This window comes from Belnapia sp. F-4-1 (assembly GCF_000802185.1).
In the GTDB taxonomy this organism is placed as follows: Bacteria; Pseudomonadota; Alphaproteobacteria; order Acetobacterales; family Acetobacteraceae; genus Belnapia.
The window spans coordinates 3,518,619-3,534,190 of record NZ_KN676113.1 but is presented as its reverse complement, the minus strand read 5'-3'; the positions used below and the strand labels follow the sequence as shown (position 1 = coordinate 3,534,190).

The 15,572-nt window shown below is 70.8% G+C and carries 14 protein-coding genes; 2 read left to right on the top strand and 12 right to left on the bottom strand.

Annotated features, from left to right (window positions below):
• Positions 1–47 precede the first annotated feature (47 nt).
• A complete protein-coding gene (locus LH62_RS28495) occupies positions 48–506 on the top strand; it encodes a DUF4286 family protein (RefSeq protein ID WP_052214599.1) in 459 nt (152 codons plus the stop codon).
• Here the strand turns inward: LH62_RS28495 and LH62_RS16750 are convergent.
• The 10 genes from LH62_RS16750 to LH62_RS16705 all read right to left on the bottom strand — a co-directional run bounded on the left by LH62_RS16750 (position 484) and on the right by LH62_RS16705 (position 11,810).
• Positions 484–2,130 carry a hydantoinase B/oxoprolinase family protein gene (locus LH62_RS16750; protein WP_043363161.1) on the bottom strand — a complete coding sequence of 549 codons (1,647 nt, stop codon included), beginning with the start codon at positions 2,128–2,130 and terminating at the stop codon, positions 484–486. The two genes, LH62_RS28495 and LH62_RS16750, sit on opposite strands and share 23 nt — an antisense overlap.
• Positions 2,127–4,166, bottom strand: a complete 2,040-nt coding sequence (locus LH62_RS16745) for a hydantoinase/oxoprolinase family protein (RefSeq protein ID WP_043363159.1) — start codon at positions 4,164–4,166, stop codon at positions 2,127–2,129. The genes LH62_RS16750 and LH62_RS16745 overlap by 4 nt, the downstream gene beginning before the upstream one ends.
• Complete coding sequence (locus LH62_RS16740) at positions 4,163–5,527, bottom strand: TRAP transporter large permease (RefSeq protein ID WP_052214598.1); 1,365 nt, start codon at positions 5,525–5,527, stop codon at positions 4,163–4,165. Before LH62_RS16740 ends, LH62_RS16745 begins: the two co-directional genes overlap by 4 nt.
• Positions 5,524–6,108: a TRAP transporter small permease subunit gene (locus LH62_RS16735; protein WP_043363156.1), complete on the bottom strand. Its 585-nt coding sequence runs from the start codon at positions 6,106–6,108 to the stop codon at positions 5,524–5,526. Before LH62_RS16735 ends, LH62_RS16740 begins: the two co-directional genes overlap by 4 nt.
• Complete coding sequence (locus LH62_RS16730) at positions 6,105–7,175, bottom strand: TRAP transporter substrate-binding protein (protein ID WP_052214597.1); 1,071 nt, start codon at positions 7,173–7,175, stop codon at positions 6,105–6,107. Before LH62_RS16730 ends, LH62_RS16735 begins: the two co-directional genes overlap by 4 nt.
• A 326-nt stretch (positions 7,176–7,501) precedes the next feature.
• A complete protein-coding gene (locus tag LH62_RS16725; RefSeq protein WP_043363154.1) occupies positions 7,502–8,083 on the bottom strand; it encodes a hypothetical protein in 582 nt (193 codons plus the stop codon).
• Between the two features lie 112 nt (positions 8,084–8,195).
• A complete protein-coding gene (locus LH62_RS16720) occupies positions 8,196–9,392 on the bottom strand; it encodes an amidohydrolase (RefSeq protein WP_082012613.1) in 1,197 nt (398 codons plus the stop codon).
• A gap of 37 nt (positions 9,393–9,429) precedes the next feature.
• The gene (locus tag LH62_RS16715; RefSeq protein WP_043363151.1) at positions 9,430–9,816 is read right to left on the bottom strand and encodes a hypothetical protein; all 387 of its coding nucleotides are present in this window, start codon (positions 9,814–9,816) and stop codon (positions 9,430–9,432) included.
• A gap of 113 nt (positions 9,817–9,929) precedes the next feature.
• The gene (locus LH62_RS16710; RefSeq protein ID WP_052214596.1) at positions 9,930–10,712 is read right to left on the bottom strand and encodes a class II aldolase/adducin family protein; all 783 of its coding nucleotides are present in this window, start codon (positions 10,710–10,712) and stop codon (positions 9,930–9,932) included.
• 120 nt (positions 10,713–10,832) lie between these two features.
• Positions 10,833–11,810: a hypothetical protein gene (locus LH62_RS16705; protein ID WP_052214595.1), complete on the bottom strand. Its 978-nt coding sequence runs from the start codon at positions 11,808–11,810 to the stop codon at positions 10,833–10,835.
• A 147-nt stretch (positions 11,811–11,957) separates the two neighbouring features.
• Between LH62_RS16705 and LH62_RS16700 the strand changes: the two genes are divergently transcribed.
• Positions 11,958–12,740 (top strand): hypothetical protein, encoded by a 783-nt coding sequence (locus LH62_RS16700; protein ID WP_144404509.1) that lies wholly within the window; start codon positions 11,958–11,960, stop codon positions 12,738–12,740.
• Here the strand turns inward: LH62_RS16700 and LH62_RS16695 are convergent.
• Positions 12,724–13,842 carry a LuxR C-terminal-related transcriptional regulator gene (locus tag LH62_RS16695; RefSeq protein ID WP_043363147.1) on the bottom strand — a complete coding sequence of 373 codons (1,119 nt, stop codon included), beginning with the start codon at positions 13,840–13,842 and terminating at the stop codon, positions 12,724–12,726. The two genes, LH62_RS16700 and LH62_RS16695, sit on opposite strands and share 17 nt — an antisense overlap.
• 186 nt (positions 13,843–14,028) lie before the next feature.
• Positions 14,029–15,492: an L-lactate permease gene (locus LH62_RS16690; protein WP_043363145.1), complete on the bottom strand. Its 1,464-nt coding sequence runs from the start codon at positions 15,490–15,492 to the stop codon at positions 14,029–14,031.
• Between the last annotated feature and the right edge of the window lie 80 nt (positions 15,493–15,572).

Below are 15,572 nucleotides of genomic sequence, written 5' to 3'. Positions count from 1 at the left end.
CCTTGCCACATTCGGCCCGATACTGCCGCCAGATGGGAGGAAACAGAATGGCCGATCTGCTGATACAACAGGGGCAAGGCGCCGGGCTGCGCTACCAGGACCTGGAAAACCCCGCCGATACCTGGCACTGGCTGGAAGCGCCGCCGGCGGATGCGCGGGAGGGCATTCCCTATGCCTTCATCGCCTCGCTTGGCGATGTGTCGCGGCCGGCGCCCTTCCTCTACACGGTCGAGCTCGACATCGCCGAGGCCGACCTGCCGGCGATCTTCGAGTGGTACGAGCAGGAGCACCTGCCGATGCTGACGAGCTGCCCCGGCTGCATCGGCGGCACGCGCTACCGGCGGCTGGACGGCGGCGCGCCCAACCTGCTGGCCGCCTACCGCTTCGAGCGGCCGGAGGCGAACCAGACCCCGGAATGGATCGCGGCGCGCTCCACGCCCTGGACGGAGCGGGTGCGGCCGATGTTCCGCAGCTCGCGCCGCTTCACCCGGCGCCTGCTGGCGTGACATAGCCGAGGGCGCCGTCACGCGCCGCGGCTTCGGGCGCGCGGCGCGCGGGGTCGCCGAAGCCGCCGCCGCCCGAGGTCTCGAGGCGGATGCGGTCGCCGCGCTGCAGCGGCACATTGTCGGATTTCGGCGGCATCGGGCTTTCGGTGCCGCCGCGCGTCAGCACCAGCTTGCCGGTGCTGGCGGGCGCTCCGCCGGCGAGGCCGTAGGGCGCATGGACGAAGCGGTCCATATTCGCGGTGAAGAAGCAGCGCGGGCTGTCGACGCGCCATTCCCGCAGCAGGCCAAGGCCGCCGCGATGCTTGCCGGCGCCGCCTGAATTCGGCAGGAGCACGTAGCGGGTGATGGTGAGCGGCGCCTGCGCCTCGATCATCTCGATAGGGATGTTGCTGTTGTTGTGCATGCCCGCCGACAAGGCGTTGACGCCGTCCTTCCTCGGATGCGCGCCCGTGCCGCCGATCTCGATCTCGACCAGCACCTCGCGCCGCTCGTCTTCCGCGACGGTCTGGAAGGTGCAGACATAGGAGTTGCCGTAATAGGCGGCCGGGATGCGGTCCGGTACCGCCTGGTGCAGGGCGCCGAACATGGCGTTCAGCAGGCGGTGGGTGACGGCGATGCGGTGAACGACCGGTGCTGGCGCCCGCGCATTCACCACCGAGCCTTCCGGCGCGATGGTCGTCACCGGGCGGTAGCAACCGGCATTAGCCGCGAAGGGCTCGTCGGAGGCGCACATCACGGCGAACATCACCGCCGCGTTGCTGCTGGCGAGCGTCGCATTGGTTGGGCCCTGCACCTGGGGCGAGCAGCCGGAGAGATCGACCGAGATGGCATCGCCCGCGATGGTGAGCGCGACATGCAGCCGGATCGGCCTGTCGAGGTCGATGCCGTCATCGTCGAGCCAGTCGGTGAACTCGTAGGTGCCGTCCGGCATGCGGGCGATGGCGGCGCGCATCGCCTGCTCGCTCATGTCGAGGATGCGGCGGCCGGCCTCGATCATGCCCTCGGCGCCGTAGCGGGTGGCGAGGCGGCGCAGCGCGGCGGCGCCTACCTCGAGCGAGGCGATCTGGCTTTGCAAGTCGCCGAGCAGCAGGTCGGGCTTGCGGATATTCTGCCGGATCATCGCCCAGACGCCCTCGTTGCGGCGCCCGTTCTCGATCAGCTTCAAGGGCGGGATGCGGAGCCCTTCCTGAAAGATCTCGATCGCCTTCGCCGCATAGCTGCCGGCGACGAGACCGCCGACATCGATATGATGGCAGAGCGTGCCGACGAAGGCGATGCGCCGCCCCTCGTGGAAGACGGGCTTGAAGGCGCAGATGTCCGGCAGGTGCTGGCCGCCGCAATAAGGGTCGTTGGAGATGACGACGTCATCCGGCCCCCAGGTGGCGGGATCGACATAGCGGTCGAGGATCTCGCGCAGGAAATGCGACATGCTGTTGAGGTGGCTCGGGATGCGGGCGGACTGGGCGAGGTTGTTGCCCTCCGCATCGAAGACGGCGGTGGAGTAATCGAGCAGCTCGCGCACGATGGTGCTGCGGGAGGTCCGCCAGACGGTGACGTCCATCTCGGCGGCGGCGGCAGTCAGCGCGTTGCGGATGACCTCGATCTCGATGGGTCCGAGGCTCATGCGTCGCTCCTGGCGATGAGGGCACCGGCGGCGGCGAGCGTGGCGGTCCAGCCGGAGCCGATCCAATGGGTGGCGAAGGGTTCCTCGACGATGGCGGGGCCGGTGATGCGCTCGCCGGGCTTCAGCGCCTCGCGGTCCCAGATCGGCAGGTCGTGCCAGACGCCATCGGCGAAGATGCGGCGATGGCCCTTCAGTGAGGGACGCTCCGCCGGACTCGGCTCCGCCGCATCCGGCTTCGGCAGGCGGCCGGTGGCGATGGCGCGGAGGGTGACGATCTCCACCGCCTCCTGCTCATCGGCATAGCTGAAGCGCTGGCGGTGCATTGCATGAAAGCGGGCGAGCAGCGCGGCGAGGTCCGGCAGCTCAGGCCAGGGGATCAGCAACTCGAAGGCCTGGCCGTGGTAGCGCATGTCGGCGGCGATGCCGATCTCGCGTTGCTCGGCCGGCACGCCGTCGCGCGCCAGGCCGGCATCGGCCTCGGCGCGCAGTGCGGCGACGATCTCCTCGATGGCGGGTAGGCTGGCGGGGACCGCCGGCATCATGCGGGAGCGGGCGACGTCCTGCACGAGGTCGGAATAAAGGATTCCATAGGCTGACAAGGTGCCGGGCTCACTCGGGAAGATCACCTCGCGGATGCCCATCTCCGCCGCGACATCGGTCGCGTGCAGGCCGCCGGCGCCGCCGAAGGAGAGCAACGCGAAGTCGCGCGGATCGAGCCCCTTCTCGAAGAGCGACAGCCGCACCGCCGCACCGAGATTGGCGTTGGTGACGGTCAGCATCCCCTGCGCCGCCTGCTCGACGGAGAGGCCGAGCGGCGTGCCAACCTTCGTGGCGATGGCCTCTCGCGTCGCCGGCATGTCGAGCTTCATCATGCCGCCGAGGAAGTAGTCGGGATCGAGCCGGCCAAGGGCGAGGTTGGCATCCGTCACCGTCGGCTCCGTCCCGCCGCGCCCATAGGCGACGGGTCCGGGGCGGGAGCCGGCGCTGCGTGGCCCGACCGTCAAGCGCCCGCCGCTGTCGACGCCCGCGATGGAGCCGCCGCCGGCGCCGATGGTGCGCATCTCGACCATCGGCAGGCGCACAGGCAGGCGGTCGATCTCGCCCTGCGTCACGACGGAGACGCGCCCGCCCTGCACCACGGAGACGTCGTAGCTGGTGCCGCCCATGTCGACGGCGACGAGGTTCGGCCGGCCCAGCAGTTCGGCGATGCGCCCCGCCGCCAGCGCGCCGCCGGAGGGGCCGGAGAGCAGCAGCCGCGCCGGCTGCCCGGCCGCCTGGCGCAGGCTGCAGACGCCGCCATTGCTCTGCACGAGGAAGACGAGCGGGTGGAAGCCCCCTTCCCCCAGCCGTGCCTCCAGCCGGTCGAGATAGGCCTTCACCACCGGCATCAGCAGCGCGTTCAGCACGGTGGTGCTGCTGCGCTCGTATTCGCGGATCTCGGGGCTGATCTCAGAGGAGAGCGAGATGGGGAGCGTGGGCCGGGCAGCGGCGATCAGCGATTTCAGCCGCAGCTCATGCGACGGGTTGACGTAGCTGTGCAATAGGCTGATCGCCACCGCCTCGGCGCCGAGCGCATCGAGTTGCGCGAGCAGGCCGGGCAACGCCGCCTCGTCCAGCGGCTGCTCGGCGGTGCCGTCGGCGCGCATACGCTCTGGCACGCCGAGGCGGCGGTCGCGCTCGATCAGGCAGGGGAAGGGATCGAGGTCGAGCTTGTAGAGCTCCCGCCGCACATGGCGGGTGATCTCCAGCACATCCTCGAAGCCCGCCGTGGTCAGCAGCACGCCGCGGGCGAGCTTCCGCTCCAACACCGCGTTGGTGGCGATGGTCGTGCCGTGCAGCAGCAGCCCGACCTCGGGCAGGGCGAAGCCGAAGCGCCCCGCCGCCTCGGTCACGCCGCGGAGCAGGCCGATGGACGGGTCCTCCGGCGTGGTCGGCGTCTTCCAGGCACGGACGGCGCCGTCGCGGGCATCGAGGATCTGAAGGTCGGTGAAGGTGCCGCCGATATCGACGGCGATCCTGATCGGCTTCTCGCTCATCCCATCACCCGCGGCAGCCAGAGCGCGATATCGGGCCAGATCATCATCAGTACCACCGCCAGAAGATAGGCCCCAAGGAAGGGCATCACGCCCGCGAAGACATCGGTGATGGGCCCGGGCCGCGGCCGCATCCCCTGCAAGACATACATCACCGTGCCGTCCGGCGGGCTGATCTGGGCGATCTCCACCAGCATCGTCACGATCACCCCGAACCAGATGGGATCGTAGCCGAGGGCCTGCACCACGGGGAAGATCACCGGGATAGTGGTGATGATCATGGAGAAGCCCTCCATGAAGGTGCCGAGCGCCAGGTAGAGCGCCAGGATCGCCGCCATGATCGCCCAGGGCGGCAGCGGCAGGCCGCCGATGAAGGCGGCGAGGGCCTGCGGCACGTTGATCGTCGTCAGCAGGTAGTTCAGCAGATAGGCGCCGAAGATGATGAGGCCGAGCAGCGCCGTGTTGCGCGCTGTCGCCTCGGCGCTGGTGTTCAGCAGGCGGAACGAGAGCTTGCCCTCGATTGCAGCGAAGACCGCGGCGCCGACGACGCCGAGCGCCGCCGCCTCGGTCGGAGTCGCATAGCCGGCATAGATCGAGCCGAGCACCAGCACCATCAGCAGCAGGGTTGGCACCAGATCCACCAGCGCCCGCAGCTTGACGGCGAGCGGCAGCCGCTCCGGCTTGGGCAGTGGGTGCCGCAGCCCATGGACGGTGATGACGAGGATGAAAAGGCCCGTCACGAGGAGGCTCGGCAGCAGCGCCGCGACGTAGAGCGCGCCGACCGAGGTCTCGGTGATGAGGCCGTAGATGATGAAGGTGATGCCCGGCGGGATCAGGTTGCCAAGCGCCCCGCCGGCGGCCAGCGAGCCGAGCACCATGCGCTGGCTGTAGGCCGAGTTGTTGAAATAGGGCAGCGCGACGGAGCCCATCGTCGCCGCCGTCGCCACGGAGGAGCCCGAGATCGCCGAGAAGACGGCGCAGGAGACGATGTTGGTGTGCAGCAGTCCGCCGGGCAGCCGGTTCAGCCAGACATTGAGCGCGCGGTAGAGCCGGTCCGACAGGCCGGCGCGCAGCAATATCTCTCCCATCAGCAGGAAAAGCGGCACCGCGACGAGCACGAAATTGGAGGACGGCCCCCAGAGCGTCTGCCCGGCGAAGGCCCACCAGGGCCGGTCGGAGAAGGTGAGGCCGATCAGCACACCGAGCAGGCCGAGCACCGCCGCGACATAGACGCCGGCGCCGAAGAAGACGAGGAAGGCGCCGGTGAGCGCCAGGATCTCCACCACCGGCACCGCCTGCCCGCCCGTCGCCGCGGCGAAGACGGCGACGCCGAGCAGCACCAGCATCAGGACGACGGCGATCATGGTCTGCGCGCCATCTCGACCGCCTCGAGCGCCTCGGCCGCCTCGTCGTCGATGGTGCGCGAGCCGAGTAGCCGGTCAAGCTCCTCCGGCCGGCCCGCCAGCAGGGCGAGCGCGCCATCGAGGGCAAGGACAATGATCATGGCGCAGAAGGCGAAGATGCCGAAGGCCCAGATACCCTGCGGCAGCACCAGCGGCACGCGTAGCGCGCTGTTGTCATGCGCATCGAACAGGATGCTCTCATCCACCAGCGACCAGGCGGCCCAGGCACAGAAGGCTGCGAAAGCCCCGAGCAGCAGCAACGACAGCAGGTGCAGCACGGCCCGCAGCCGCAGCGGCAGGCGGTTGACCCAGACATCGACGCGGATATGGGCCCGCTGCGCCAGGGTATGCGCCAGCGCCCAGGCGATGCCGCCGGCGAGCATGTAACCCGTCACCTCCACCGTCGCCGAGGAGGAGATGCCGAGGAAGCTTCGTCCCAGGATGTCGGCGGTGATGAAGAGCGCGCAGGCCAGGTAATTCCAGCCCGCGACATAGGCCATGCCCGCCGCGAGGGCGGCGGTGCCGCGGCGCAGCCCCCTCACCCGCCGAACCGGATGCCGGCGATGGGGGCGATTACCTGGTTATAGACTTCCCCGCAGCGGGCGCCGCAGCGGCGGACGAAGCCGGGGAGCACCGTCTTCTCCAGGATCTCGCGCAGGGCGGCGCGGTCGGCCTCGGTGCCGGGCACCTCGGTCATCGGGCGGGCGGCGAGGCTGTGGATGCGGCAGGCATCGGCCTTGCCGATGGCGCAGTCGATGCCGTCCCGCGTCGCGGCGGCGCCGAGCTCCCATTGGCGGTTGCTGATCTCGCGGAGCGCGCCCTCCATGAAGGCGCGGACCTGTGGGTCCAGCCGGTTCCACCAGGCGATGTTCACCATGTAGCCGGCCAGGGCCCAGGCGACGGGGAGGTTCGAGACATGCGTCGTCACCTCCGGCCAGCGGGCGGCGACGCCGCTGCCGCTGCCGGTGATGGCGCAGTCCACCACGCCGCGCTCGAGGGCCGAATAGACCTCGGGGAAGCCGATGGAGACCGGCTGCGCGCCGAGGGCGGTGACGAGATCGACCAGCGAGTTGCCGAAGGTCCGCACCTTCCGCCCGCGCAGGTCGGCGAGGCTGGTGAAGGGCGCGCGGCAGAAGACCACCTGCGCCGGGAAGGGGTAGATCACCATCAGCCGGGCGCCGAAGCGCTCCAGGTCGCGGTTGACGACGGGCAGCATGGCCTCGGCGATGCGCTTCGCCGCGCCGATCTCGGGGGCGAGGCCGGCGAGGTCCACCATGTCGAGGATCGGCACGTCGCCCGAGAGGGTGGAGAGGGTGCTGGCGCCGATATCCGCCTGGCCGGAGCGGACGAGGCGCACCAGCTCCGTGCCCGAGAGGTTGCGCTCGGCATGGGTGGAGAGATTGACCTCGATGCGGCCGCCGCTGCGCTGGGCGACCTCCTCCCGCAGCACGGGGATGTCGATGCGGGTGTATTGCGGCTGGGTCGGCAGCGGCTGGGTGACGGCGACGACCGAAACCTTCGGGCCGGCGGGCAGGCTGGCGGGGACCTGCGCCAAGCCTGGGCGGGTGAGCGACAGGGCGGCCAGCGCCGCGATCCAGGCCAGTCTCATGCGGGAGCCTCTCCGTTGCGGGCGGAGCATGGCATGGGCGTGCGCGCTGTCTACCGGTGGAGCGGGCGGTAAAGCGGGGTTCGGGGCGGGCTTTGCCTGCGGGCTGGGCAGGCGGGGAGCAGGGCTTGGGCAGAGGCGGCGTCGGCGGCTAAGCCGTTGATGCAGCTTTCGGACAAATGCAGAGGCGGGGCCGCCCGGGACCCTTGGGGCGCGGGTTTTCGGGCGCTTGGGGCAAGGCGCGATCCGGCTGTTGGCAGCCCGAGGCTAGGTCACGCGGCCACGGCATGACAAGATTATTTTCCTGTTCGGCCCCTGCTGGCTGGCCGTCAGATCAGTCCGAGGGCCATGCCGAGGGCCGTCATGTCATGGGCGGAAATGACGGAGGAGCGCTTGATGTCCTTGTCCCTCAAATTCGGGATGTAGAGCTGCCAGGCTTCCAAGCCGCCGAGAACGTCGAACATCACCGCGCCGCCAGCGACCTCCCGCTCCTTCGCCTTGCGCTCGCGGATGTCCTTGAGGTTGTACTTGGGCTCGCTCCACTTGGGCTGCGGCGTGTAGGTGCCCCAGAAGGCGCGGGCATCGTCCAGCAGTTCGACCTGGACGTAGTTGTCGAGGTCGTTCCAGTCGATCCGCACTGCGGACATGAAGCGGACCATGGCGCTCATGTCGATGCCGTTGAGCTTGGCCTGCTGGTAGCGGCCGAGGGCGCCTTCATAGTCTTCCTTGAAGGGCTTCACCGCGGACCACCAGGCGGTGACGCCGTACTGCCCCTCCTCCGCCTCGCCCTTGGTCAGTTTGAAGAGCAGCATCCCCTTGGGCAGCGTCTCGATCCGCCACTTGGCGAAGCCGCCCTGGTCGGATTTGCGGAGCTTGTAGAAATCGGCGATGGAAAGGCTGGCGTTGAGCATTGGGGCGGCGTTTCCCTCGGTCCGGATGCGCCGGCACCAAGGGAAATGTAACGAGCTCGGTACGCATTCGCCACAAGATTGTATGATTAATGCACCATAAAACCGTAAGGCTTTATTGGCCTCGGTGTACCAAGTTACCAGCGAAGACGACGACCGCCCGCGCCGGATGCGCCCCAATCGCCTCTCCCACCGTCTCCGCCGCGATCGAAAACAGATGCGCCGGCGCCCTCACCGCCAGGGCCGGCGCCTCCTCCCCCATCACCGCCGCCCCGGCCGCGCTCACAATGTCGAAGATCTCGGCGAGCGCCGCATCCGTCCGCGCATCCAGCCGCCAGCCGATGATGGCGGCGCGCTCCAGCATGTCCCCGGTGCCATAGGGGCTCCAGAGGTCGCGCAGGTTGTCGTTGCCGCAGAAGACGCGCACCCCCGCCGCGCGCAGCCGCAGCAGCGGCGGCAGGGGGGCGCCGCCGGCGCCGTGGCTCACCAGCGCCATCCCGGCCTCGGCCATCATCGCCGCCGCCGCCTCCAGCCGGCTCTCGGCGAGCGCCCCGAGGCAGAAGCCGTGGCTGATCGTCACCCGCCCCTGCATGCCATGCGCCCGGGTCCGCGCCGCGATCTCGGCGAGGGAGAAGAGGCCGAGCTCGCTCGCCTCGTGCAGGTGTATGTCGAGGCCGACGCCGTGCCGCTCCGCCAGGCGGAAGAGGATGTCGAGCTGGCCCTTGGGGTCGCGGTCCACCTCGCAGGGGTCGAGGCCGCCGAGCAGGTCGGCGCCGGCGCGCAAGGCGGCGTCGAGCAGCGCCTCGGTCCCCGGCGCCGTCACCACCCCGGCCTGGGGGAAGGCGACGGTCTGGATGCGGACCTCGCCGGCATGGCGGGCCTTGGCCTCCAGGATGCCCTCCAGCATGGAGAGGCCGAAGGTGGGGGTGATGTCGGCATGGGTGCGGATCAGCGCCGTGCCCTGCGCGACGCAGCGGCGGATGAGGTTGCTGGCGCGCTCGGCGGGGGGCAGCGGCAGGTGGGGCATCAGGCGCTGGTCGGTCTCGATGCGGCTGGCGCGGCTGGGGCCGGCGGCGTGCGGCATCCAGGGCAGGCCCATCAGCGTCTTGTCGAGATGGAGGTGCCCGTCGGTCAGGCCGGGGAGGAGGAGCTGGCCGCCGAGCGCATGGGTCGCTGCGGCCGGGGGCAGCGGAGCGCCGGGCGGCAGGATGGCGGCGATGCGGCCGCCGGCGCAGGCGACGGCCATGCCGGTGCGGCCATCCGGCAGGCGGGCCTCGGTGAGGAGCGTGTCGACGGGGTCCATGCCGGGCATGGGAGGCGAAAGCCGCCCGCCCGGCAAGGGCCGTGGTTCAGCGCCCGGAGGTGACGGCCCGGATAGCGTCGGCGAGGGCCGAGAGGGCGCGGGCGATGTGGCCGGCGGCCAGTTCCTCCTGCGCGGCGCGGACACCGCTGGTCGCGGCTTCGAGCGACGGGGTCAGCCCCTTCTCGGCGACCAGCCGGCGGAGATGCGCTTCGGCCAGCGACAGGTTGACGGCGCCGGCCTTGGCATGGTCGTCGCGGAGGTCATGGTCGGCGCCGAGCAGCAGGTCGCGCACATGCTCCGCCTCGGGCGAGCCGGGCGGCAGGGGCAGCACGTTCGGGGCCGGCGGGTCCTTCATGTGGTCGAGCGCCGTCTGGCGCGGCACCAGGCTGGCGATGAAGGCGTCGAGATAGGGGTGTGGCTTGTTGGTCTGCATGGACGGATGCCTTGCTGGGCGGCGTTGCCCGCCGCCTCTGAAAGCTGGGGATTTCAGCGCCGGCACGAATAGCACGGCTGCGTGACGGCGCTGAAGCTTCGGTCACCCAAGGCTCATTCCTTGTAGTCGGGTTCGCGCCGGTCGAGGATCCGCTTCAGCGCAGAGAAGTGCCAGTCGGCATTGGAGCGGCCGCCATACTTGGTGGAGTTCTCGCGGAAGACGGCGATGGTGCCGTCGATGACGGGCTGCGGCAGGTGGCGGAGCGGCTTGCCCGTCCACATGGCGTAGAGCTGCACCTGCGCCACGCGCTCGATGTAGTAGAGCCGGTCATAGGCCTCGGCGACGGTGCGGCCGACGGTGGCGACGCCGTGGTTCGCCATGATGAGGATGGTCTTGTCGCCGACCACGCCGGCCAGCCGCTCGCCCTCGGCCGGGTCGTAGGCGAGGCCGGTATAGGTGAGGTCGTAGGCGGTGTTCAGCATGGTGCCGAGCTCGGTCTGGCCGATCGGCAGGATGCTCGGGTCCTCGAGGCGCGACAGGGCGCTGGCGAAGGGCATGTGGGTGTGGAAGACGGCGGCGGCATTCGGCAGCAGGCGGTGCATCGGCGCATGGATGCAGTAGGCGGAACGCTCGATCTCGCCCTCGCCCGCGAGGCGCGTGCCGTCATAGGCGATCTCCATGAAGCAGCTCGCCGTCACCTCGGACCAGTGGAGGCCGAAGGGGATCTGGTAGTAGCGGTCATCCGTGCCGGGTACGCGGAGCGTCAGGTGGTTGAAGATGCCTTCGTTGAAACCGTGCATGACGGCCAGACGGTGCGCGGCGGCGAGGTCGACGCGCGCCTGCCAGCGCTGGTCGGCGAGCGAGAGGTCCTCGGCGGGGAGGGATTCCAGCGGCATCGGCCTGCTCCTTCGGCGGTAAAGCGGGGATGGTAGGCTTCTCCCGCCCGGGGGCAAGCGTTCAGCGCGCCGCGGCTGCCGCCTGTTGCCGCCGGCGCTCGGCCCTTCGGGCGATGGCCATCAGCTGCAGCCGGGCGGGGCAACGCGGTCGGCCGGGCCGATCAGCTCGAAGCGGTAGGGCTCGGCGGCCTGCGGGTCGATCGTCACCATCACGGCCCGCGTGTCGCCATCGCCGGGGACCATGACGCGGGTGAGGTTCGGCGCCTCCGCCACCGGGTTGTCGCGCAGCCAGAAATGGCTGTCGCCATGCAGCAGCAGCACGGGCCGCCCGAATTCGCGGGCCGCCGCGGCGAGGGCGTTGCGCGTATCCACATGCCCGGCGACGGTGCCGCGGCCGCAGCGGTCGCGGAAGTACATGTCGGCCTGCATGGCAATGACGACCACGCGGCTGCCGGCGCTCCTAGCGGCGGCGAAGCCTCCGCGCAGCCAGGCAAGGTTCGCGGCATTGCGCGCCGGGTATTCCTGCGCGGCGCCGGGCGGCGTGCCCGGCCGGCCATCCTGCGGGCGATTGTTGTCGGAGCCCGGCACATGCAGGGTGAGGAAGGTGATGCCGTCCCGCTCCCAGCGGGCATTCTCGGGATAGGCGCGGAGGGCCGGGTCGAGATCGGCTTGGCGGCGCAACGCCATCGGCTGCTGGCCGAGGCTCACCGGCGCGCTGAAGAAGCGGGCGCGCAGCAGGGCCAGCCGCTCGACTGGGTCGAAGCCGCCGGCGCGCGGCTGCCAGCAATCGGTCCATTCGTTGTCGCCCGGCGTATAGACCAGCGGGCCGCGGATGCGGTTGAACCATGCGGCGGTGCGGTCAAGGATGATCGCGTCGGAGCAGGCCTCGCCGCCCGCCTTGGTGTCGCCGAGGAAGATGCTGAAGGCGGGGCGCGCGGCGTTGATCGCCTCCGTCAATTGCTCGACGCGCGCGACCTCCGCCTCGCAGGCGGTGCCGCGGTTGCAGTAGGGCATGTCGCCGAAGGCGGCGAAGCGCAGCGGCTCGGCAACAGCGGGAGCGGCGAACAGCAGGAGTAGGGGCAGGAGAGCGAGGCGCATGGCGGCAGTCCTAGCCGAGGCGCTGGCGGGGGGACAGTGGCGAAAGCCCGGCGATTCACGCGGATGCGAATTCCGCCTCCCCTGTTCGGGGGAGGCTGGCCGGGCCGTCCCCGCGCTTGCATGGCGGCGGAGTTCGGAGGGATCCCCATGCGCCATCTCGCCCGCCTCGCCGTTCCTGCCCTGCTGGCTGCCGCGCTGTCCGCGACCGGCCGCGCGGCGGCGCAGCCCATGACCGACAGCTTCGACATGCTGCTGGCCCCGCCGCAAGGGCGGAGCCAGCATGTCGCAACGATGCTGGTGACGCCGCAGCCGGGGCGGGCGCTGCCGGCCGTCGTCATCCTGCCGGATGAGGCGGGGCTCGATGGCCGTACCGCGCGCCTCGCCGATGCGGTGCTGGCGCGGGGCTGGGTCGGCATCGAGGTCGATCCGGAGCCGCTCTCGCTCGACGGTGCGGCAGTGCCCCCACCGCCGGCCCCGCCCCGCCTCGGCCGCCTGCTGCGAGCCCTGCACGAGGCGCTGCAGACGGATGACCGGGTCGACCCGCGCCGCATCGCCGTCATCGGCCTCGGGCCGGGGGGGCGGGCAGCGATCCATGCCGGGCTCGGCGATGGACGGCCCGGCTTCGCCGCCCATGCCGCGCTCTATCCGGGCTGCGCCGCCCTCGCCGCCGAGCAGGAGGAGGCGCCCGAGGCCCCTGCCCTGCTGCTGGTGCCCGGGACGGAGGAGCCGGAGGGGGCCTGTGCCGGGCTCGGTGCCCGGGTGGAGCGCTTCGCAGGCGCGACCTATGGCTGGGACCATCTGATGACCGGCGGGATGCGGCGCTGGACCGCCACGGGCTCCACCCCGATCCGCTCCGACATGGCGGTGGCGGCAGCGGCCGAGGCGGCGTTGACGGATTTCCTGGCCGAGGCCTTCAGCCGGGTCCGCTGATGCCGGGCAGCCGGGCGACCAGGGCAGCAAGTGCTGCCTGGCTGCGGGCGCCGGTGGCGTCGAAGCAGCGGTTGAGGTGGCTTCGCACGGTCTCGGCGGACAATCCGAGAGCCGCCGCCGCCCCCGGCACCCCGATGCCGGTTGCGATGCAGCGCAGCACCCGCGCCTCGGCCTGGGTGAGGTCGAAGGCGGCCCGCAGCACTTCGGCCTCCGGCGGCGTGCCGGGGCCGCCGGCCAGGACGGCGACGACGGGGCGCCCGGCCGCTTCCGTCGCCATCGGCAGGGGCGTCACCAGCAGCGGCCAGCCAGGCTCTCCAGAGGGGCGGCTGACCCGCATCCGCCCGCCGAGCCCGGCTGCCACCGCGCGGCCGATCAGCTGGTGCAGCCGCCGCGCCTCGGCCGGCAGCGTGGTGGCGAGGCGGCCTGGCCCGCCCTGTTCCGGCAGCAGGCGAAGACCATCGGACAGCCGCAGCAGCGCCTCGCCGGCCAGATTGGCGTGGCGGAGCCGTCCGCCGGAATCGAGCAGCATCACGGCAAGCGGCGTGGCATCGAGCGCTGCAGCGAGACCCCGCTCCGCAGCGCGGCTGGCCTGGAGCGCACCGGCGAGGTCGAGGGCTTGGCGGAAATGCGGCGCCAGGCGGGTGAAGCGCCGCAGCGCTTCGCCGGGCGCATCCGCAGCCCGGGCGTCGAGGCAAAAGGCCAGGCCCCCGCTGCCATTGCTGCCGCCCCAAGGCCCGTAATTCAGCATGAGGTGATCCTCGATGCCCTGCGGCAGCAGAATCTCGGCATACAGGGCGCTACGCCTCGCCTCGGTATGGGGCCAGAGCGAACTGGCGAGCACCGGGTCGCCTTCCGGCCGCCACTGGATCCCCCTCGCATAGCCGTTGTCGGCATGGCGCTCGATATAGAGGCCGGTGAGCTCGGGATCGAGCCTGCCAACCATGATGAAGTCGCCGCCCTTGGCATAGGTATGCCGCGTGAGGAGGCCACCGATGGCACCGAGATGGTCGGCGGCGAGGGTCAGGGCTTCGGACCAGCGGCCGGGGTCCTGCGCCGCGCCATACATCGCCAGCAGCACGTCGTCGAAACCGATCTGCCGCATTGCCCGCCTCCGCTTGCGGACGGAAAGCCTGCCTGAAACGGCCTGCAATATTCATCACAAGCGATGAAACCGTTTCGCACCGCACCATCACGACTCACGGAGAGTGGTATGGGGGCCTCTCGCCCCGCCCATGGAACACGTCATAGCGGCATCGATGCCGGAAGCCTCAGCAATGGACGCCGGCAGTCAGGTCCAGCCCATGGCGACCACGACCGCCGCACCGAACAGCACGGCGACGGTCGTCAGGGCGAAGGGCAGCATGGCGCCATAAGCATCACGCTCGCGGCCCGGCGTGCCAGCGAGGCTGCATGCGATGGATATGCGCACCGGCGAAACCATGTTCAGCGACAGGGCCGCGGCATGCTGCAAGGCAATCGCGGCAGGCAGGTCGAGTCCGGCCTCGGTCGCCAGGCTGACCTGCGCGGTCATGAAGAGCCCGTTGGCGGCGTTGCTGCTGTTGGCCAGGGCACCATAGACGGCCGAGACCAGCGGCAGCAGCACGACCGCGACCCCGCCGAATGCCTGGAACAGGCCCCCGGCAAGGCCGCTGGCGATGCCCGAGCCGGACAGGATCTCCGCGATGGCGGAAAAGGTGAAGATGCTGAGCACGGCGAGGCGGCCGGTCTTCCACGCCGTCCCGAGGTCAGCCGCGAAGGCCCCTGCCCTTCCCCGCAGCAGCCCGGTGAGCACCGCCGCGACGATCAGCCAGGTGCCGGCATGGAAGAAAGGCGCCCAGGCCGGTGCGCCGGCGAAGGGTTGCAATCGCCCCGCATCGGCGAGGAACGCCTCGACGGGCGGGATCAGCCGGGTCGCCGCAAGCCAGCCGATCAGCGCGGCGAAGGGCAGCATCCGGCGCGCCGTCCGGATCAGCGTGCGGGCATCGGGGCGCTCGTCCAGCAGGTAGCGAAGCGCGATGACCGGGCCATAGGCGGCGAGCATCGCCGTCTCCGACCCGAACACGGCGGTTGCGGCGATGACAAGGGCGAGGCTGGCCCCGAGCCACAGGGCCTCGCTGAACCGCTCCCGCCACCCGGCCTTGAATCCGGCCCGGTCCGCCAGGCGCCAGTAGAGCGCCAGCCAGGCGATGTTGAAGGCGACCACCAGGACGCTGGTATGAATGACCAGCACGGCGGGATCGGTGCGGGCCAGGGCCGCCGCGACGATCGCGCCACTGCCCATCGCGCCCCAAAGGATCATCGTCTGGCTGAGCAGCGAGAAGGCGAGCAGCTGGACCGGCCCCATGCCGAGGCGCCGCACCAGCGTCATGGTGCCGATGATGCCGACGCCGAAGCCCGTGGCCGATTCCGCGAAGGGACCGATGAGGAAGCAGGCCGCGAACAGCAGCCGCCGGGCGGCCTGGCCTTCCGGCGCAACCGTCGCGGCTGGCAGGATGGCATCGCCGGTTCGCATCGCGATCTGCCAGAACAGCAGGCCGCCCAGGATGTACGGGACGACGATCCAGCCGATCCAGGCCCCCCGGACCAGGGAAAGGCCGGCATCCGCGAGCTGGTAGTCCTGCGGCGCGGCTGTCAGCGCAACCGCCAGCGAGGCGGCGAGGCCGCACATCGAAGCACCGAGCGCGCCCATGCGCCCGCTCACGATGGCGCCGATGACGACCAGCGCAGGCAGGCTCCAGACGAGGTAGATCAATGGCCGGCCTGCGTTCGCCGGCCCTCGCCGGGATGCGGGCCGCACACCGCCGCCGCGGCAAGACCCGGCGCCGGGCCGAC